Origin of the sequence: Vibrio sp. S12_S33, from assembly GCF_963889785.1 — a bacterium.
Taxonomy (GTDB): Bacteria; Pseudomonadota; Gammaproteobacteria; order Enterobacterales; family Vibrionaceae; genus Vibrio; species Vibrio aestuarianus.
The window spans coordinates 67729-88678 of the sequence record NZ_CAWPQZ010000008.1; the positions used below are offsets into that span (position 1 = coordinate 67729).

Genomic DNA, 20950 nt, shown 5'->3' on the forward strand with positions numbered 1-20950 from the left:
GAAGTTAAGTAGTACAGCGCTTTGTGTTTATTCCGATAATAACTATTAGAGCGATGTATCAAATGGAACACTCTTTTTTCTCTAAAGTCGGCAAATTTACGGATGCCATAGAAGAAATGCTGATTGCATTTTTCCTTGGCAGTATGACCTTACTCACTTTCGTTAACGTCGTGCTGCGTTATGTGTTTAACGAAAATATTTTATGGGCATTGGAACTGACAGTATTCATGTTTGCTTGGATGGTGTTAGTGGGCGCTTCCTACGGTGTGAAAAAGCATTTTCATATTGGTGTTGATGTCATTATTAACATGGTTCCTGCCGGTATGCGTAAAGTGTTTGCTTTGCTTGCTGTTGGCAGTTGTTTAGCCTTCTCTATCTTATTGCTCATTGGTTCGTGGAACTATTGGTATCCCTTTGCGACAGAGCGCGCATGGTATGAAACAGACGATATTCCGATGCCAGAGATGCTGCAATTTCTCGCAGATTTGATGAATGAAGGCGAACGCTATGAAAAGCTACCACGTTTCATTCCTTATATGGCATTACCGATAGGAATGGCATTGTTAACATTCCGCTTTTTACAAATTGCCTACCAAATTGTGACAGGCAAGCTAGACCGTATGATTGCAGGTCATGAAGCTGAAGAAGATTTAGAAGCGCTGAAAGCCGAAATGGCGCAAGCCGCTGACGATATGGCCGAACCATTTCGTCAACCTATCGCCTCGAACGACAGCAGCAAGGAGCGCTAATTCATGGAAATTTTACTACTGTTTGTGATGGTGATCGGTTTTATGCTGGTGGGTGTACCCATTGCTATTTCACTTGGCTTATCGAGTATTCTTTTTCTTTTGTGGCACTCAGATACGTCGTTAGCATCTGTGGCTCAAACCTTATTTAATGCCTTTGAAGGGCACTACACTTTATTGGCGATTCCATTTTTCATTTTAGCCTCCAGTTTTATGTCTACAGGCGGAGTTGCAAAACGCATTATCCGCTTTGCAATTGCGATGGTAGGTTGGTTTCGCGGTGGTTTGGCGATTGCCTCTGTTGTGGCATGTATGATGTTCGCTGCGTTGTCTGGGTCATCACCTGCTACGGTGGTCGCTATTGGTAGTATTGTTATCGCCGGTATGGTGAAAAATGGTTATACCAAAGAGTTTGCCGCTGGTGTTATTTGTAATGCGGGGACGCTCGGAATTTTGATCCCTCCGTCGATCGTTATGGTTGTTTATGCGGCGGCCACGGACGTATCGGTTGGGCGAATGTTCTTAGGAGGAGTGATCCCTGGGTTGCTTGCCGGGTTGATGTTAATTATTGCCATTTATATCTTTGCCCGTGTGAAAAATTTGCCCAAGCAGCCATTTGTCGGTTGGAAAGAAGCGATGTCGGCTGCTAAAGAAGCTAGCTGGGGGCTGCTACTTGTGGTCATTATTCTTGGTGGTATTTATGGCGGTATATTTACACCTACAGAAGCGGCGGCCGTTGCCGCGGTTTATTCATTTTTGATCGCTAACTTTATTTACAAAGATATGGGCCCATTTGCGGATAAAGCAAACACCAAGCCTGCGGTTGTCAAAGTGGTACAAGCCTTTTTTCATAAAGATACCAAGGCGACCCTGTTTGATGCAGGTAAACTAACCATTATGCTGCTGTTTATCATTGCCAATGCCTTGATATTAAAACATGTATTAACTGAAGAGCGCATCCCACAAATTATCGCTGAATCGATGTTGTCGGCAGGGCTTGGTCCAATTACCTTCCTCATTGTTGTGAACGTATTGCTGTTGTTAGGTGGTCAGTTTATGGAGCCGTCAGGCTTGCTGATTATCGTCGCTCCACTGGTCTTCCCTATTGCTATTGCGTTGGGAATTGACCCAATTCATCTCGGTATCATTATGGTGGTTAACATGGAAATTGGCATGATAACCCCACCCGTGGGCTTAAACCTATTTGTCACCGCAGGGGTCGCTAAAATGTCGATGATGAGTGTGGTGAAAGCGGCATTACCATGGGTTGCTATTATGTTCTTATTCCTAATTATCGTTACTTATGTGCCATGGGTCTCAACCTGGTTACCGACCACACTGATGGGGCCGGAAATCATTACCAAATAAAATTCAATGCCCAGCGACGCTGGGCATTTTTATGGTATTAAATCTTATAATTGTCTTTGTCTAACCCGTAGCGCTGCATTTTGTCATATAAGGTTTTACGCGCCACATTCAACGTTTCCATCGTCTCTTTTATACTTCCACCGCATTCAATTAACGCTTGTTCAATAGTCGATTTTTCAAATTCAGCCACTAGGTCTGTCAGGTTACTGGTTGTTTGGATGGCTGGTTGGGTGGTTCCTAATTGAATGAGTTTACCGAGCAGAACAAAACGCTCTGCGGCATTTCTCAGTTCGCGCACATTGCCTGGCCAGTCATGGCTAATCAATGTTTGCATGTCTGATTGTGGTAGCGCGGTGGCGGCCTTACCATAACGCGCAGCAGCCACCAAAAGGAAATGGTGAAATAAGGCTGGAATGTCTTCTTTTCTATCGCGCAGCGGTGGAATATCAAGTGTAACAATATTGAGTCGGTAATAGAGGTCTTGTCGAAAAGTACCTTCTTCCGCGGCCAGTTTTAGGTCGATTTTGGTGGCAGCGATAACGCGAATATCTAAAGGAAGTAGCTCATTGGAACCAACGCGTTCGATGACTCTTTCTTGCAACACACGAAGTAGGCGAATTTGAGCTTGCATCGGCATGGATTCGATTTCGTCTAAAAAAAGTGTTCCACCTTGCGCGTGTTCAAACTTACCAATACGTTTTGTATCTGCGCCAGTAAACGCGCCTTTTTCATGTCCGTATAGCTCACTTTCAATCAAATTTTCAGGTACGGCACCACAATTAATGGCAACAAAATTTTGCTCGCGGCGTGAACTTTGCTCATGCAAGGAACGTGCAACCAATTCCTTACCAGTCCCTGTTTCGCCAAACAGCAAAATGTCTGCATTGGTATCAGCAATGTGCGTAATCGTCTCGCGTAATGACTCAATACTATGAGCAGCACCGATAATACGAGGCCCCAACGTTTGGCTAGCTTTGAGAGTGCGTTTTAACTGTTGATTTTCAAGCGTTAGTTGGCGCTTTTCTATGGCTCGTTGAACGGTTTCCATCAATCGTTCGGTGACAAAAGGCTTTTCAATGAAGTCGTACGCTCCATCGTGCATCGCTTGTACGGCCATCGATATATCCCCGTGGCCAGTGATTAATATCACAGGGATATCAGGGTCTTGATGGTGGATAGAATTGAGTAGGTTTTGCCCTGTGAGGCCTGGCAAACAGATATCGGTGACGACCACAAGAGGCAGGCCATTGCTTTTCACGGCAAGTAAGGCTTCTTCGGCGCTAGCAAAGAGGCGAGCACTAATGTCGGCTAATTCAAAACTTTGCTCGATGGCGATACGGATATCATCTTCATCGTCAATAAAAAACACATCACACATATGGTGTCCTTGTGATTATTGTGGTTCTGCGATTTGTGGTAATGATACGGAAAAGCGAGCCCCTGAAAGCGTTGATTTCGTCATGCTTAACTTGCCATCCATACTTTGTATTATTTGCTGTGAGATAGAAAGACCAAGCCCCAGTCCATTTTTTTTAGTGGTAAAAAACGGTTCAAAAAGGTGGTCAATTTTTTCTTGTGAGATTCCTGGCCCGTTATCATCAATATGAATAGTAACGTAATCCTGATGGATTTCTGTTGTCAAGTGAACACATTTTTCTTTTTGTTCATCAACAGCTTGAACGGCATTGGTGAGTAAGTTAATCAAGACTTGTTCTAACTGGATAAGGTTTACTCTGACTAGAATGGGCTGGTTGGGTAATTCACAATGAAACTGAATTAAGTGCGATTTGAATTGAGGCTGCATCAACTCTTTAGTCGATAAGATAATCGGTATTAATTGTGCAATGACTTTCTCATCCGTTGCACTTTTGCGCGCAAACGATTTAAGCTGTTCGCTAATTTTTGCCATGCGTTCAGTTAGCGCAGAAATGCGAGCAAGATTATCATCGGTTCTTTCGGGCTTGCCCGTTGCCAAAAAGCGGCGTCCATTGTCGGCAAAACTTCGAATGGCGGCGAGTGGATTATTGAGTTCGTGGCTAATGCTGGCGGACATTTCTCCTAATACCGCAAGCTTAGCGGCTTGTATTAGTTCATCTTGAGTTTGTCTTAGCATTACTTCGGTCTTACTTCGCTCGGCAATCTCTGCGTGCAGCTCTGAGGTTCTTTCCATCACTAAAAATTCGAGTTTTTGCTTGGCTTCTGATTGCAATTGTTCGATCTGGCGCTGTTTGAGTTGACGGTGATGGATGAGTAGGAGCGCTAAATAAATGATGGCAAATACCATGCTAGAGATCAGGGCAAAGGCAAAGCTATCCCAAAAAATATTCATCTTCGGCGATAACACGCGGATATTGAGCGAAACATTAGGCAAAGCACGTGTAGAGACAATGAAGTCACCTTTGAACCAACCTTGATGTGGGTTTTGCCATTCAGAAACTGGAGCGGTAAAGTCACCCACTAAACCGAGAGAACGAATCGAAGTTTCAAGGTACTGGCGACTATTTTGTACTAATAATCGTTGACTCTCGGTCAACGTATCCACGCTTTTAAACAGCCATTGCGGTTTACTGGACATAAAAATAATGTTGTTGCTGTCGGTTGCTACAAAGTAGCTTTGCTTGCTCTGCCAGTTTTCTTCAATGGCCGAGAGATCCATTTTAACCACCACCACACCTATCACATCAGCCGCATAGATGACAGGGTAAGAATAATAGTAACCGCGTTGGCCAGATGTTGAGCCTAGCGCAAAATATTGACTCTCCTGGTTCGTAATAGCCGCTTTAAAATACGGCCGCCAAGCGAAGTTGCGACCGATAAAAGAACGATCAAGGTTCCAGTTGCTTGAGGCTATGGTATTGCCATATTGATCGATGAGATACGTATCGGCCGCTTGAATGACTTCGTTGACTTGTTCCAAGTAGCGATTAGTAATCTCTACTTGGGCACTATTGTTAGGGCTGTTTAATGCATCGATTAGCTCCTTATCTTTAGAGAGTAATCTTGGTATGTGTGCATATTTATCGAGTTTAGCCGTGATATGGCTAGAGAAACGATCAAGTTGAGCTTGATGTTCAATTAATAAGTTTTGGTAACTGTATTGCCAGATAAGGTGAGCACCCAGTGCTGTTATCAACACGAACAGTATCACAAAAATTAGACTGACACGGCGAATCGCTAGCATCCTTGGTTACTCTTCTATTGCAACTGCGGTTGTGATTAAGAAAATCCATTTCTGAACACGATAAGTCTACTGGTTTTCGATGTTTTTTTGTCTAAAAAGAGTTCAATAGTGCGTCACAAAACAGGAGCAAGATCTCTTTTTACACTTCTGAGATAAAAAAAGCCTCGATTCCCTTGAAAAAGCCTTTATTGTCCCCATTTCAAAACGGGTGCTTTCCGTGTTGATGGAATTTTTAGCACTCGATAGGCAATTTAGGGCATTGAATCACCTCCAAGCGGTGATTGGCTCGACAGCACTGACTTAGGTCGGTAGAATGTCGCGTCTAAATTTTCTGTCCTGAGACTAATCGGAGACACCTTTTTGACCTAGGTTGGTAAAGATATCGCTCATTAGTCCGATGTTTGGGTGTTTTCGCTTCAGATGTCGACGCTCATTTTAATTGAAGTGTTCGGATAGAACACAACACAAGGATGCAGCCAAGCACCAGGCGATAGCCTAGCTTACGGCTCATGATGCTCAGAAATACTGAGCCAGTTTTGAGGTTTATAAATAATGCAAGTTACTGTTGAAACGCTAGAAGGCCTAGAGCGCCGTCTGAATATTACTGTTCCTGCTGCTAACATTGAAGATGCAGTTACAGCTGAACTACGCAACATCGCGAAAAATCGTCGTTTCGATGGTTTCCGTAAAGGCAAAGTTCCAATGAAAATGGTTGCTCAAATGTACGGCAAAGCGGTACGTCAAGACGTGATGGGCGAAGTAATGCAACGTCACTTCATCGAAGCAATCGTAAAAGAAAAGATCAACCCAGCAGGTGCTCCGACTTTTGCTCCAGTCGCTACTGAAGAAGGTCAAGACCTTGTTTTTACTGCAACTTTTGAAATTTACCCAGAAGTTGAGTTGAAAGGTCTAGAAAGCATCACTGTTGAAAAACCAGCGGTTGAAGTTAAAGAAGAAGATGTTGTTGAAATGCTAGAAACGCTACGTAAGCAACAAGCTACGTGGGTTGAAGTTGATGCAGCAGTTGAAGACGGTTCTCGCGCAACTATCGATTTCGTTGGTTCAATCGACGGTGTTGAATTTGAAGGCGGTAAAGCTGAAAACTTCCCACTAGAAATGGGTGCAGGCCGCATGATTCCTGGTTTTGAAGACGGTATCGTTGGCAAAACGAAAGGCATGGAATTCGAAATCGACGTAAACTTCCCTGAAGATTACCACGCTGAAAACCTAAAAGGTAAAGCGGCGAAATTCGCAATCAAGATCAACAAAGTAGAAACTCGTGAACTACCAGAATTAAGCGATGAGTTTGTTGCTAAATTCGGTGTTGTTGAAGGCGGTGTTGAAGCGCTTAAAGCTGAAGTTCGCAAAAATATGGAGCGTGAGCTTAAGCAAGCAGTTAAGAACCGCATCAAAGAGCAAGCGATCGAAGGCCTAGTGAAAGAGAACGACATTGACGTTCCTTCTGCACTTATTGACCAAGAAATCGGTGTGCTACGCCAACAAGCTGCACAACGTTTTGGTGGCAACCCTGAAGCGGCAGCGCAACTTCCACGTGAATTGTTCGAAGAGCAAGCTAAACGTCGTGTAGTTGTTGGTCTTCTTCTTGGCGAAGTGATTAAAACTGAAGAGCTAAAAGCAGATGATGAGAAAGTAAAAGCGCTAATCGAAGAAATGGCGACTGCTTACGAAGATCCTGCTGAAGTAATGGCTTACTATGCTCAAAATGAGCAAATGATGAACAACATGCGTAATGTTGCTCTTGAAGAGCAAGCAATCGACGCGATCATCGCTAAAGCACAGGTTTCTGAGAAAGCAGTTAGCTTCAACGAGCTAATGAACCAACAACCTGCTTAATAAGCAATATGTAGCGTAGGTGGTTGACTTAACGTTAACTATTCTGCTAACAATGGTCCGCGTGATACCCATCATCCGGGCCATTTATTTTAGGGACATAACAATATGAGCTACCAAGAAAAAAACGCAATGTCGCCAATTATTGACGCGCTAGTACCCATGGTGGTTGAGCAGACTTCCCGTGGTGAGCGCTCATACGATATTTATTCCCGCTTGCTTAAAGAAAGAGTGATTTTCTTGACAGGTCAAGTTGAAGACCAAATGGCAAATCTTGTCGTTGCACAATTGCTGTTTTTAGAATCAGAAAACCCTGACAAAGACATTTTCTTATACATTAATTCCCCAGGTGGTAGCGTAACCGCAGGGATGTCAATTTATGACACCATGCAGTTCATTAAGCCTAATGTGAGTACGGTATGTATGGGACAAGCTTGTTCTATGGGAGCATTTCTATTAGCAGGTGGCGCTCCTGGTAAACGTTATGCGTTACCTAATTCACGAGTGATGATCCACCAACCTTTGGGCGGTTTCCAAGGTCAAGCCTCTGATATTCAGATCCACGCTCAAGAAATTTTGACCATTAAACAAAAACTCAACAAACTATTGGCTGAGCACACGGGTCAACCACTAGAAGTGATTGAACGTGATACTGACCGTGATAACTTTATGTCAGCAGACCAAGCGGTTGAATACGGTTTAGTTGATTCTATTTTGAGCAAACGTGGCGAGTAACAGTTGTCATAATTGTTTACGCATTTTGGCTTAATTTGAGTTACACTCAAACCATTAAGAGTAAAGGCTAAGAGGTTAGCGAATGACAGACAAAAGCAAAGAGAGCGGTAGTAGCAAGCTGTTGTACTGCTCTTTCTGTGGTAAAAGCCAGCACGAAGTTCGCAAGCTGATCGCCGGTCCTTCTGTTTACGTTTGTGATGAATGCGTTGATTTATGCAACGACATCATTCGTGAAGAGATTAAAGATGTTCTGCCTAAAAAGGAATCTGAGGCGTTACCTACGCCACGTAAGATTCGTGAACATCTTGATGACTATGTGATTGGCCAAGAACACGCGAAAAAAGTGCTTGCAGTTGCAGTATATAACCACTACAAGCGTTTACGTAACGGTGATACGACAAGTGAAGGGGTTGAGCTTGGCAAGAGTAATATTTTGCTTATTGGCCCAACGGGTAGTGGTAAAACACTACTGGCAGAAACACTGGCTCGTTTCCTAGATGTACCGTTCACGATGGCTGATGCAACCACACTAACAGAAGCGGGTTATGTAGGGGAAGATGTCGAAAACATCATCCAAAAACTACTTCAGAAGTGTGATTACGATGTTGCTAAAGCCGAACGCGGTATTGTGTACATCGATGAAATCGATAAGATTTCTCGTAAAGCTGAAAACCCATCGATTACACGAGATGTATCGGGTGAAGGGGTTCAGCAAGCGCTATTGAAATTGGTTGAAGGTACTGTTGCTTCTGTACCGCCACAAGGTGGACGTAAGCATCCGCAGCAAGAATTTCTGCAAGTAGACACATCTAAGATTCTATTTATCTGTGGTGGTGCATTTGCTGGTTTAGATAAAGTAATTGATCAACGCGTTGCTAAAGGTTCTGGTATTGGCTTTGGAGCGGAAGTTCGTTCCAAAGATGAAACTAAGACCATTGGCGAGCTGTTCACTCAAGTTGAGCCAGAAGATTTGGTGAAATACGGTTTAATCCCTGAATTCATTGGTCGTCTTCCTGTTACGGCTACACTGACTGAACTTGATGAAGAAGCGCTGATTCAAATCTTGTGCGAGCCTAAAAACGCACTGACTAAGCAATATGCTGCACTCTTCGAGTTAGAGAATGTCGAACTTGAATTCCGTGAAGATGCATTGCGAGCGATTGCGAAAAAAGCAATGAACCGCAAGACCGGTGCACGTGGTTTACGTTCAATTTTAGAAGGTGTCTTGCTCGATACCATGTATGAGCTTCCATCTGTATCGGATGTTAGCAAAGTGGTAATCGATGAATCGGTAATCAATGGTGAATCTGAACCGCTGCTAATTTACAGCGCAAATGAGAGCCAAGCAGCAGGCGCAGAGTAAAACGCAGAGATAAATATTTAAAGGAGGTAGCAAATACCTCCTTTTTTTTATTCTGTTATTGAATCCAGTTAGTTAGCCCCCATATACTCGGTAATAAGTTAAAGCGGAAGAGAGAATAATATGAACTTGGAGCGTTCCGAGCGTATCGAAATCCCCGTACTGCCTCTACGTGATGTGGTGGTTTATCCTCATATGGTTATTCCTTTGTTTGTTGGTAGAGAAAAATCTATCCAATGCCTTGAAGCGGCAATGGACAACAACAAACAAGTTCTATTAGTGGCACAGAAAAAAGCAGAAACTGATGAACCAACGATAGAAGATCTATTTGACGTTGGAACTGTTGCTACCATTTTACAGCTCCTTAAACTACCTGACGGCACTGTCAAAGTGTTGGTGGAAGGTCAACAACGAGCGAAAATAGACCGCTTTGTTGAAGGTGATTTTTTCTCAGCTGAAGCACAGTATCTTATTACTCCTGAGCTGGATGAAAGAGAGCAGGAAGTTATAGTGCGTAGTGCTATTAACCAGTTTGATGGTTTTATTAAACTAAATAAGAAAATTCCACCAGAAGTACTTACATCATTGAATGGTATCGATGAAGCCGCTCGTCTTGCTGACACCATTGCTGCGCACATGCCGTTAAAGCTGGTTGATAAACAAAAAGTCTTAGAAATTATTGATATCAGCGAGCGTCTAGAATTCCTAATGGGACAGATGGAGTCGGAAATTGACCTACTACAGGTTGAAAAACGAATTCGTGGCCGCGTTAAAAAACAGATGGAAAAGTCTCAGCGTGAGTATTATCTCAATGAGCAAATGAAAGCGATTCAAAAAGAATTGGGTGATATGGATGATGCACCTGACGAATTTGAAACGCTGAAAAAGAAAATTGATGAATCAAAAATGCCGCAAGAAGCACGCGAGAAGACAGAACAAGAGCTTCAGAAATTGAAAATGATGTCTCCAATGTCTGCTGAAGCGACAGTGGTACGTAGCTATATCGACTGGATGGTTAATGTCCCGTGGACAAAACGCTCTAAAGTTAAGAAGGACTTAACGAAAGCTGAAGAGATCCTCAATTCTGATCACTACGGTCTAGAACGAGTGAAAGAGCGTATTTTAGAGTATCTTGCGGTACAAAGTCGTATCAACAAGTTAAAAGGTCCAATCCTTTGCCTTGTTGGGCCTCCTGGTGTCGGTAAAACATCATTGGGTCGCTCTATTGCTGCTGCCACTGGGCGTAAGTACACGCGTATGGCTCTGGGTGGTGTTCGTGATGAAGCTGAAATTCGAGGCCATCGCCGAACTTACATTGGATCACTACCAGGTAAATTGATCCAAAAAATGGCAAAAGTTGGTGTTAAAAATCCGCTATTCCTATTGGATGAAATTGACAAAATGTCTTCAGATATGCGTGGTGATCCTTCGTCTGCATTACTTGAAGTACTTGATCCGGAACAAAATAGCACCTTTAACGATCATTACCTTGAAGTCGATTATGATCTCTCGGACGTTATGTTTGTTGCCACGTCAAACTCAATGAACATTCCAGGGCCACTTCTTGACCGTATGGAAGTGATCCGTCTTTCTGGTTATACCGAAGACGAAAAACTGAACATTGCTAAGCGTCACCTGGTTACCAAACAGATAGAACGTAATGGCTTAAAAGCGCATGAAATCGTCATTGAAGATTCTGCAATCATTGGCATCATCCGTTACTATACTCGCGAAGCCGGCGTGCGTAGTTTAGAGCGTGAGATTTCAAAAATCTGTCGTAAAGCTGTTAAAAATATCTTGTTGAATAAAGAGATAAAAACCGTTGTAGTAAATCAAGAGAATTTGAAAGAGTTCCTTGGTGTACAACGTTGTGACTTCGGTAAAGCCGATGACAGCAATCGTATTGGTCAAGTAACAGGTCTTGCGTGGACTGAAGTGGGTGGTGACCTCTTAACGATTGAAACTGAATCCATGCCAGGTAAGGGTAAACTCACCCAAACTGGTTCTTTGGGTGATGTGATGCAAGAGTCGATTCAAGCAGCGATGACTGTGGTTCGAGCTCGTGCCGAGAAATTAGGGATTAACCCAGATTTTTACGAAAAACGTGATATTCACGTCCACGTGCCAGAAGGTGCGACACCGAAAGATGGTCCAAGTGCTGGTATCGCTATGTGTACAGCACTTGTTTCAAGCCTCACGGGGAACCCAGTTAAAGCTGAAGTGGCGATGACAGGGGAAATAACCTTGCGTGGTGAAGTGCTTCCGATTGGTGGCTTGAAAGAAAAACTGTTGGCAGCGCATCGCGGTGGTATTACCACGGTACTGATCCCGAAAGATAACGAGCGTGATTTGGAAGAGATTCCTGACAACGTTATTGCCGATCTAAAAGTCATTCCAGTTCAATGGATTGATGAGGTTTTAAAGGTTGCACTGGAGCGAGACCCATCAGGGGTTGAGTTTGACGCTAAAAAATAGTGATGTGTAGCAAAAATAAGTAAAAGATTGCGCTGATAGGCTTAAAAAGGCTTGTCAGCGTTTTTTTTGGGCGCTAACGTAACTCACTATAGCTTGCAACCCAGACACGATAAGGCTTCAAGCTAGTTTAGGAACTTAATGGAACGGAAAAGTCACCATTAAAAAATTATAACTGGTGACACTAAGGGGAAACACAGTGAATAAAACACAATTAGTAGAAAAAATCGCAGATAACGCTGACATCTCTAAAGCATCTGCAGGTCGTGCTCTTGATGCATTTATCGAAGCGGTAAGCGGTACTCTTCAGTCTGGTGACCAAGTTGCTCTTGTTGGCTTTGGTACATTTAGTGTTCGTACTCGTGCCGCTCGCACAGGTCGTAACCCAAAAACGGGTGAAGAAATTCAAATTGCTGAAGCAAAAGTTCCTGCATTCAAAGCAGGTAAAGCTCTTAAAGACGCCTGTAACTAATCAAAATCGTCTTTTTTTGCCACTGGTAGGCAAAATTAATTCGAACCTTTTGAAATTATGCGCATCCTACTGATGCGCATTTCTTTTTCTGATATTATCGCGCTATTCAAATTTTTAGGTTGAAGTGTGAAACTTCTTATCCGGAGAGCAGTTAGATTATGATGGATCGATTACGCGAAGGCGTGAACAGCATCGCGGTGAAAATTATTTTAGGAATGATTATTTTATCATTCATCTTCGCAGGTGTAGGTAGTTACCTCGTCAGTGGTAGCAACAATGCAGCAGCAAAAGTTGGCAATACTGAGATTGGTCGTGGAGACTTTGAGCAAGCATATCAAAATGAGCGCAATCGCATGCAGTCCCAATTAGGTGACTACTTTGCTAATTTGTTGGCTGATCCAAGCTATGTAGAGTCTTTCCGTAAATCTGTACTTGACCGCATGATCAACGACCTACTACTTGAGCAACATGCTCAGTCGTTAGGTTTACGAGTCAGCGATGCTCAGGTTCGTCAAATTATTATTGATATGCCTCAGTTTCAAGTTGACGGAAAATTTGATCAAGAAATCTACCAAGCAGCGCTTCGTCGTGCCGGTTTTTCGCCAGAAAGTTTTGCTGAATATCTACGTCGTGACTTGATTCGTAACCAATTGTTGAGCGCCATTCAAGGCAGTGAGTTTATTCTTCCTGGTGAAATTGATGAGCAAAGTCAACTTATCTCTCAAACGCGTAATATTCGTTCGTTAACGCTATCTCTTGATGAGTTTGCTAAAGGAGTAGAATTAACAGAAGAAGACATTGAACAATATTACCAACAGAACCCAGATCGTTACACTCGACCTGAACAGGTGAAAGTTGCGTATATAGAACTTTCGGCTGAACAGTTGAAAGAGCAAATGGCCGTTTCTGAAGAGCAAGCGAAAAAGTATTACCAAGAGCATCTGGATAAGTACTCAACACAAGCTCAACGTAAAGTGAGTCATATTCTGGTACAAGGTGACGATGAAGCCAAAGCGCAAGCAATACTTGATGAAATCAATACAGGTGCGGATTTTGCGACGTTAGCAAAAGAGAAATCTGAAGATATTGGTAGCGCAGAAGAGGGGGGATCCCTAGGCTGGATTGAACGTGATGTGATGGATCCTGCTTTTGAAGAAGCAGCGTTCGCACTTCAAAATGTCGGAGATGTAACAGGTTTAGTTAAATCTGAATTTGGTTACCACATCATTCGTTTAGATGAAGTAAAAGACTCGGTTGCCCAGCCTTATGAGCAAGCTGCTTCTGAAATTAAAACAGAGCTAAAAGATCAAAAAGCGGTCGATAAATTCTATGAACTCCAAAGTGAATTAGAAAAAGTAGCGTTTGAATTTCCAGATTCTTTAGATGATGCAGCTAAAGCTATTTCTGCAACCATCCAAACTACTGACTTTATTTCACAAAAAGATGCGCCAGAATTGTTGTTGACACCAACGGTGCTACAAGCGATTTTGAGCCCAGAAGTAAAAGAGGATGGCCTAAATTCTGAGGTGATAGAAGTTGCGCCTGAGCACGTTATTGTGGTTCGTGTTAACGATGTTCGTGAGCAAATGGTACTGCCGTTATCTGAGGTTAAAGAACAAGTGGTTACTCAACTTTCAAAAGTGAAAGGTGAGCAACAGGCAACGGAGTTGGGCGAAAAACTCGTCGCTTCACTACAAAATGGAGATCGATCACTGCTCGAACAGAACGCTCTGGAATTTGGTGAGGCAGAAATGATTGATCGCAGCTCACCACTTGCTAATACCGTTTTCTCATTACCTAAACCAGTAACGGATAGCGTGATTTACGGGCAAGCAAAAGTGGCAAATGGTGATGTCGTCATTATTCAGCTTGATAAAGTTGAGTCAAAAGTTACACCAGAATACAACGATCAAATTGGTGCTCAGCTAGAACGAATGGGTAGCCAACAAGACCTTGCGGGAATGCTAAGTATCTTACGTAAGAATACGGATATTGAGTACTATGTTGTGAGCCAATAGTTACCAGCAATGTAACTGATATGAAACTCAAAATGGGCTGCAGATGTAGCCCATTTTAATTTTTGGTTTTATGCATCTGAATGTGTTTTTAAAGTCGTTAGTATAGAGGTGACTGAACTGACAACAAGGAGATACTCAGATGAAATCGAAACTATGGTTACTCGTTTTAAGCTTAATATTGCCACTTACGCCTACTTTTGCGTCCGAAGACGTCGCAGACACTTACCAAGGTATAGAAATTACCGTCAATATAAACCAAGCATCCGCACAAGAGCTCGCTGATTTATTAAAAGGTGTTGGTTTAAAAAAAGCACAAGCGATAGTCGACTATCGAGAGCAAAATGGAGCGTTTAAAACGAAGGAGCAACTGAGCCAAGTAAAAGGAATCGGTAATGCCATCGTTCAAAAAAATGAAGACAGAATTTTATTATAGTTTGGTATAAATTAATAATGAGGGGCTATATGAAGAGCTCCTCTTCACTACTTTTTATTGCACTATTTCAGGCACATCAACATTCCTTTCTAGCACCTTTAATGGATAAGCACTATAATTTGTCGCCGACAAAAGCGAGCAATGTGTCGCACTAAAACGAATTGGAGTAAATTATGTCCTCTCATACACCGGTTATAACCGTTGATGGACCAAGTGGTGCTGGTAAAGGCACGCTTTGTATGTTGTTGGCTAAAAAATTAGGCTTTCATTTATTAGATTCTGGGGCAATATACCGTGTGCTTGCACTCGCCGCTATTCACCACGGAGTTGACACAGAATCAGAAGATGCTCTCGTGCCTTTAGCAACGCATTTGGATGTTCAGTTTTTGGCGGAAGGTGACTTAGTGAAAGTTATCTTGGAAGGTGAAGACGTATCTAAAGAGCTACGCAAAGAAGAAACTGGTATGGCGGCATCAAAAGTAGCGGCTTTACCTCGAGTGCGTGAAGCGTTACTGCGTCGTCAGCGTGCTTTTGCCAAAGAGCAAGGCCTAGTTGCTGACGGGCGTGATATGGGGACCGTTGTATTCCCACAAGCTGAAGTAAAGATATTCTTAGACGCGAGTGCGCAAGAGCGTGCTCAGCGCCGCTTTAAGCAGTTGCAACTCAAGGGCCTAGATGTTAAATTTGACGCCCTTTTAAGCGAAATCCAAGAGCGTGACGATCGAGATCGTAACCGCCCAGTGGCTCCATTACGACCTGCTGAGGATGCGCTATTGCTTGATTCAACTTCAATGTCTATCGACGAAGTTGTAGAAAAAGCATTACAATATACCGAATCTAAGCTAGCAGAATAGTTCTGTTAGGTAAGAGCGTTGGTCGCAAGGATGATGACTGGCGAATTTAATAACCCCATGCGGTAGGATACCCGTGGAAGTTTAATTATTGAAGATTAAATAAATGACTGAATCTTTTGCTCAACTCTTTGAAGAGTTTTTAAACGAAACTGAATTTCAACAAGGTACTATCGTTAAAGGTACTGTAGTAGCTATCGAGAACGGTTTCGTTCTTGTAGATGCTGGTCTTAAGTCTGAGTCTGCTATCCCTGCTGAACAATTCAAGAACGCTGCTGGCGAACTTGAAGTTGAAGTTGGTTCTGAAGTAGACGTAGCTCTTGATGCTGTTGAAGATGGTTTCGGTGAAACTCAACTTTCTCGTGAGAAAGCTAAGCGTCACGAAGCTTGGATCGTTCTTGAGAAAGCTTACGAAGAAGCTGAAACTGTTGTTGGTATCATCAACGGTAAAGTTAAAGGCGGTTTCACTGTTGAACTAAACGGTATCCGTGCTTTCCTTCCTGGCTCTCTAGTAGACGTACGTCCTATCCGTGACACTGCTCACCTAGAAAACAAAGAGCTAGAGTTCAAAGTTATCAAGCTAGACCAGAAGCGTAACAACGTTGTTGTTTCTCGTCGTGCTGTTATCGAATCAGAAAGCAGCGTTGAGCGTGACGAACTTCTTGAAACTCTACAAGAAGGAACTGAAGTTAAAGGTATCGTTAAGAACCTTACTGACTACGGTGCATTCGTTGATCTTGGTGGTGTTGACGGTCTTCTACATATCACAGATATGGCATGGAAACGCGTTAAGCACCCATCAGAAATCGTTAACGTTGGTGACGAAATCCTAGTTAAAGTTCTTAAGTTCGATCGTGAGCGTACTCGCGTATCACTAGGTCTTAAGCAACTAGGCGAAGATCCATGGGTAGCAATCGCTAAGCGTTACCCAGAAGGTCACAAACTATCTGGTCGTGTAACGAACCTAACTGACTACGGCTGCTTCGTTGAAATTGAAGAAGGCGTTGAAGGTCTAGTACACGTTTCTGAAATGGATTGGACTAACAAGAACATCCACCCATCTAAAGTTGTTAATGTTGGCGACGAAGTTGAGGTTATGGTTCTTGATATTGACGAAGAGCGTCGTCGTATCTCTCTAGGTCTGAAACAGTGTAAAGCTAACCCATGGCAGTCATTCGCTGAAGCACAAGCTAAAGGCGACAAAGTTACTGGTAAGATCAAGTCTATCACTGACTTCGGTATCTTTATCGGTCTAGACGGCGGCATCGACGGTCTTGTTCACCTATCTGATATCTCTTGGAACGTTGCAGGAGAAGAAGCGGTACGTGATTACAAGAAAGGCGATGAAATCTCTGCAGTTGTTCTAGCAGTAGACGCAGAGCGTGAGCGTATTTCTCTTGGCGTTAAGCAAATGGAAAACGACCCGTTCAATGCATACGTTGCAGATAACAAAAAAGGTACTCTAGTTAACGGTACTGTTACTGCAGTTGACGCGAAAGGTGCTACAATTGAACTTGTAGACGGCGTTGAAGGTTACATCCGTGCTTCTGAAGTATCGCGTGACCGTATTGAAGATGCGTCTCTAATCCTAAGCGTTGGTGATAGCGTTGAAGCGAAATTTACTGGTGTAGACCGTAAGAACCGCGTAATCAACCTATCTATCAAAGCTAAAGATGAAGCTGATGAGCAAGAAGCAATGGCTACTCTGAACAAAACTGATGAAGGTGCGTTCGGTAATGCTATGGCAGATGCATTCAAGGCTGCTAAAGGCGAATAATCTAACTCGCTAGAAGGAGCCGAAAGGCTCCTTTTTTCGGTTAGTGCCTACTTTGATAAGCAAGTAATGAGGGAAACTATGACTAAGTCTGAATTGATAGAAAGACTCTGTGCTGAGCAAACGCACCTATCTGCTAAAGAAATTGAAGATGCAGTGAAAGATATTCTTGAACGCATGGCATCAACTTTGGAGAGCGGAGAGCGAATTGAAATTCGCGGATTTGGTAGTTTCTCTTTGCACTATCGTGAGCCTCGGGTGGGACGTAACCCTAAAACTGGTGATAAAGTGGTATTAGACGGAAAGTTTGTACCTCATTTCAAACCAGGCAAAGAGTTGCGTGAGCGAGTTAATGAGAGCCTCTAAATTTGTTATTTAGAACCTATTTTGAGAAGCGGCATACAGTTGGTATGCCGCTTTTTTATGATATCAATCTATAGATAGACATGGTTTGTGAAGTCGTTTTCCTGCATAATCAGACCAGATCAATACTGGATAGGTAATGGCTTATGAAAATTATAAAAATCGTTCTCATTGTTGCGCTTTTTTTGATTGCTTTAGCATTAGGTGCACAAAATCAAGTGGTTGTGACTTTTAATTACTTACTCGCTCAAGGTGAATTCCACCTATCTACTTTACTTGGTGTAGTGTTTGTCTCAGGTTTTGCTTTAGCTTGGTTAATTGGCAGTAGCTTTTATTTTAAATCTCAGTTACAGCTGCGAAAGCTAAATAAGCAGCTGAAGAAACAGACGGCTGAAAAAAATGCCGTTATAAGTAAAGCTTAGAATGGAATAAAGGCTGACTTAATGTTAGAAATTCTTTTCTTGTTATTGCCAATAGCAGCCGCTTACGGATGGTATATGGGCAATCGTAGTGCCCAGCAAGACAAGCAGAAGCATTCTCACCAAATATCCCGTCAATACGTTACGGGGCTTAATTTACTGCTTTCTGATCAATCAGACAAAGCGGTTGATCACTTCATTGAACTGCTTCAGGTCGATAATGAAACCATTGATACTCACTTGGCGTTAGGCAATCTATTTCGTTCAAGAGGAGAGGTCGATCGTGCTATTCGTATTCACCAAAATCTGATATCTCGTTCGAGTTTAACCATTGACCAAAAAAATCTCGCTCTACAACAGTTGGCAAAAGACTATATGGTGTCTGGCTTTCTTGATCGTGCTGAGAGAATATTTGAGCAGTTAGTGGATGAACCTGAACACCGTGAAGGTGCATTACAGCAACTCGTCGCTATTTATCAACAAACTCGTGAATGGCATAAAGCCATTGATTACGCCTATGATTTGGTGAAATTAGGCCGCAAGAGAATGCGTAGTGTGATTGCTCATTTTTGGTGTGAACTCGCTATGCAAGAAAAATCAGATGGCAACGATAGCAAGGCGATTCAGAATTTTAAGAAGGCATTAAGCGAAGACCCTAAATGTGTGCGTTCTACCATCTCTTTAGGGAAGTTATACCTTGAACGTGAAGATTATCAGCATACCATTAAATACATGCAGATGGTTTTAGAACAAGATATTGATTTTATAGGTGAAATCCTTCCTACTCTAGCAGACTGTTACCACCACATTGGCCAAGAACAGCACTTGGTCGAGTTCTTAAGAGAATGTATAGAAAAAGAAGCGGGTGTATCGGCTGAATTGATGCTTGCACAGTTAGTTGCACAACATGAAGGCGTTGGTGCAGCTCAAGACTTGCTAACCAGGCAACTCGTAAAAAATCCAACGATGAAAGGCTTTTATCGTTTAATTGATTATCATCTAGCCGATGCTGAAGAGGGAAGAGCTAAAGATAGTTTGTCTACATTGCAGAAACTGGTAGGAGAGCAGCTTAAAGTGAAGCCCCATTATCGATGTAGAAAATGTGGTTTCTCTACTCATTCCTTATATTGGCACTGTCCTTCTTGTAAAAATTGGGGGTCAATCAAACCCATTCGTGGGCTAGATGGAGAATGATTCACCAGAGTTAATCCGTTAACTCGAAAAAGAATTTGCAGCTAATAAGCTGCTTTTTTTTAGGTTCAATACTGTTAGGAGTAATAATGAAAGACCAGAAAGTGATTGTCGCGTTGGACTATGATAGACAAGATGAAGCTTTAGCATTTGTCGATAAAATCGACCCTAATTCTTGCCGACTAAAAGTAGGTAAGGAGATGTTTACACTGTTTGGTCCAGATTTTGTGCGCGAACTTCATAAGCGTGGTTTTTCAGTATTTTTAGACCTTAAGTTTCATGATATTCCTAATACATGCTCTAAAGCCGTAAGAGCCGCCGCCGAACTTGGTGTATGGATGGTCAATGTTCATGCAAGTGGTGGAGAGAGAATGATGACAGCTTCGCGTGAAATTCTAGAACCTTATGGTAACGATAAGCCATTGTTGATTGCGGTGACGGTCTTAACGAGCATGGAGCAGAGCGATCTGCGTGGTATTGGCATTGATACGACTCCACAAGAACACGTCATGCGACTTGCAAGTCTTACCAAAAACTCAGGCCTAGATGGTGTAGTCTGTTCAGCGCAAGAAGCTACAATGCTTAAAGGTAGCTTTGGTCATGATTTCAAGCTAATTACTCCTGGGATCCGTCCTGTAGGTGCTGAAGTAGGCGATCAAAAACGCATCATGACACCATATGAGGCGATCAAAGCGGGATCTGACTACTTAGTTATTGGTCGCCCAATCACACAGTCCGAGCAGCCTGATGCTGTTTTAAAAGCGATAAATGAAAGTCTTCTTCCGTGCGGATGATAATAAAGGGATAAACAGTCGCTAAATTGACTGGTAGCGTAAATTACCTCGACTTCAGTTAATGAAAATTCAAAGTGAAAATTTTATCAGTGATAGCCCTACTTCGGTAGGGTTTATTATTATGCGCTTAATCAGTTTGAAGCGGGACGACCGCTGTGAAACTTAAAATTATTATCTATTGTGGTGATCAAATCAGCTTCAACTTGGCCGAAATAATTGACTCGCTCGCTAATATCTTTGCCTGCAATTTGCTCTGCTAGCGCTAGGTAATCTTGATAGTGTCTTGCTTCTGAGCGCAATAATGAAATGTAGAATTTTGCAATGTCTTCATCTAAATACGGAGCAAGTTTTGCAAATCGCTCACAAGAACGGGCCTCAATATAGGCGCCAATAATGAGCTTATCAATCAAGGTATTAGGTTCATGTGTTGTCATATGCGATAGCAGCCCTTTTGCATATCGGCTCGCTGGTATTGACTCATATTCAATGCCACGGGAATGCATAATTTCGAGTACTTGATAGAAGTGGTGAAGCTCTTCTTTAATCAGGAGAACCATTTTGTCGATCAAATCTTGGCTATAAGGAGAGTTTGACTTAGCCATAATCATCTTGGAAATATTACTTTTGCCCTTAAGGGTTTCCATGGAGCCGATATGGCGATAAGCAAAATCTTCATAAGGTTTGAACCAATCTAAGAGGGTACGCGCACTTTGTTGATCAACAGCGTATTTGCGAATTAGATACATCGCTGATTGTCCAGCCTTCAGCTCACAGAGTAAATGATCGAGAAGAATGATTTTTAAATTGCTAGGTTTACGAGCCTCTTCTACCCATTCATCGGGGGTTTCACATTGCAAAAATTGGTGTATAGGCTCTAATAGGGATTGGATTGTTGTTTTGTTTATCATGTCGTTACTGTGTA

The 20950-nt window shown here is 42.6% G+C and carries 18 protein-coding genes; 15 read left to right on the plus strand and 3 right to left on the minus strand.

What is annotated here, in order from left to right; all coding sequences use genetic code 11:
* Positions 1-62: 62 nt before the first annotated feature.
* Positions 63-749: a TRAP transporter small permease gene (locus AACW06_RS05895; RefSeq protein WP_192074390.1), complete on the plus strand. Its 687-nt coding sequence runs from the start codon at positions 63-65 to the stop codon at positions 747-749.
* 3 nt (positions 750-752) lie between these two features.
* Positions 753-2114, plus strand: coding sequence for a TRAP transporter large permease (locus AACW06_RS05900; RefSeq protein WP_192074391.1), 1362 nt, complete (start codon positions 753-755; stop codon positions 2112-2114).
* 37 nt (positions 2115-2151) lie between these two features.
* On the opposite strand, the gene AACW06_RS05905 is transcribed toward AACW06_RS05900, so the two are convergent.
* Entirely contained in the window at positions 2152-3492 is a 1341-nt protein-coding gene (locus tag AACW06_RS05905) for a sigma-54-dependent transcriptional regulator (RefSeq protein ID WP_192074392.1), read from the minus strand.
* Between the two features lie 15 nt (positions 3493-3507).
* Positions 3508-5295: a sensor histidine kinase gene (locus tag AACW06_RS05910; protein ID WP_192074393.1), complete on the minus strand. Its 1788-nt coding sequence runs from the start codon at positions 5293-5295 to the stop codon at positions 3508-3510.
* Between the two features lie 552 nt (positions 5296-5847).
* Here AACW06_RS05910 and tig point away from each other — a divergent pair.
* From tig to pyrF, 13 genes are all read left to right on the plus strand, one after another.
* On the plus strand, positions 5848-7149 hold the full coding sequence (tig, locus tag AACW06_RS05915; protein WP_192074394.1) for a trigger factor: 1302 nt from the start codon (positions 5848-5850) through the stop codon (positions 7147-7149).
* Positions 7150-7254: 105 nt separating this feature from the next.
* A complete protein-coding gene (clpP, locus tag AACW06_RS05920) occupies positions 7255-7881 on the plus strand; it encodes an ATP-dependent Clp endopeptidase proteolytic subunit ClpP (protein WP_192074395.1) in 627 nt (208 codons plus the stop codon).
* An 82-nt stretch (positions 7882-7963) separates the two neighbouring features.
* Positions 7964-9244: an ATP-dependent protease ATP-binding subunit ClpX gene (gene clpX / locus AACW06_RS05925; protein ID WP_053310129.1), complete on the plus strand. Its 1281-nt coding sequence runs from the start codon at positions 7964-7966 to the stop codon at positions 9242-9244.
* A 120-nt stretch (positions 9245-9364) separates the two neighbouring features.
* Positions 9365-11716 carry an endopeptidase La gene (gene lon / locus AACW06_RS05930; protein WP_053310128.1) on the plus strand — a complete coding sequence of 784 codons (2352 nt, stop codon included), beginning with the start codon at positions 9365-9367 and terminating at the stop codon, positions 11714-11716.
* Positions 11717-11912: 196 nt separating this feature from the next.
* Positions 11913-12185, plus strand: coding sequence for an HU family DNA-binding protein (locus AACW06_RS05935; protein ID WP_053310127.1), 273 nt, complete (start codon positions 11913-11915; stop codon positions 12183-12185).
* A gap of 158 nt (positions 12186-12343) precedes the next feature.
* Positions 12344-14203, plus strand: coding sequence for a peptidylprolyl isomerase (gene ppiD / locus AACW06_RS05940; protein WP_192074396.1), 1860 nt, complete (start codon positions 12344-12346; stop codon positions 14201-14203).
* Between the two features lie 139 nt (positions 14204-14342).
* Positions 14343-14636 (plus strand): ComEA family DNA-binding protein, encoded by a 294-nt coding sequence (locus tag AACW06_RS05945; RefSeq protein WP_192074397.1) that lies wholly within the window; start codon positions 14343-14345, stop codon positions 14634-14636.
* A gap of 173 nt (positions 14637-14809) precedes the next feature.
* On the plus strand, positions 14810-15490 hold the full coding sequence (cmk, locus tag AACW06_RS05950) for a (d)CMP kinase (protein WP_053310124.1): 681 nt from the start codon (positions 14810-14812) through the stop codon (positions 15488-15490).
* Between the two features lie 103 nt (positions 15491-15593).
* A complete protein-coding gene (rpsA, locus tag AACW06_RS05955) occupies positions 15594-17264 on the plus strand; it encodes a 30S ribosomal protein S1 (RefSeq protein WP_053310123.1) in 1671 nt (556 codons plus the stop codon).
* Between the two features lie 66 nt (positions 17265-17330).
* Entirely contained in the window at positions 17331-17627 is a 297-nt protein-coding gene (ihfB, locus tag AACW06_RS05960) for an integration host factor subunit beta (protein WP_192074398.1), read from the plus strand.
* A gap of 143 nt (positions 17628-17770) precedes the next feature.
* Positions 17771-18046: a LapA family protein gene (locus AACW06_RS05965; protein WP_192074399.1), complete on the plus strand. Its 276-nt coding sequence runs from the start codon at positions 17771-17773 to the stop codon at positions 18044-18046.
* Positions 18047-18067: 21 nt separating this feature from the next.
* Positions 18068-19237, plus strand: coding sequence for a lipopolysaccharide assembly protein LapB (lapB, locus tag AACW06_RS05970; RefSeq protein WP_192074400.1), 1170 nt, complete (start codon positions 18068-18070; stop codon positions 19235-19237).
* Between the two features lie 86 nt (positions 19238-19323).
* Positions 19324-20028 (plus strand): orotidine-5'-phosphate decarboxylase, encoded by a 705-nt coding sequence (gene pyrF, locus AACW06_RS05975; RefSeq protein ID WP_192074401.1) that lies wholly within the window; start codon positions 19324-19326, stop codon positions 20026-20028.
* A gap of 131 nt (positions 20029-20159) precedes the next feature.
* Here the strand turns inward: pyrF and miaE are convergent, their stop codons facing one another.
* A complete protein-coding gene (gene miaE, locus AACW06_RS05980; protein WP_192074402.1) occupies positions 20160-20936 on the minus strand; it encodes a tRNA isopentenyl-2-thiomethyl-A-37 hydroxylase MiaE in 777 nt (258 codons plus the stop codon).
* Between the last annotated feature and the right edge of the window lie 14 nt (positions 20937-20950).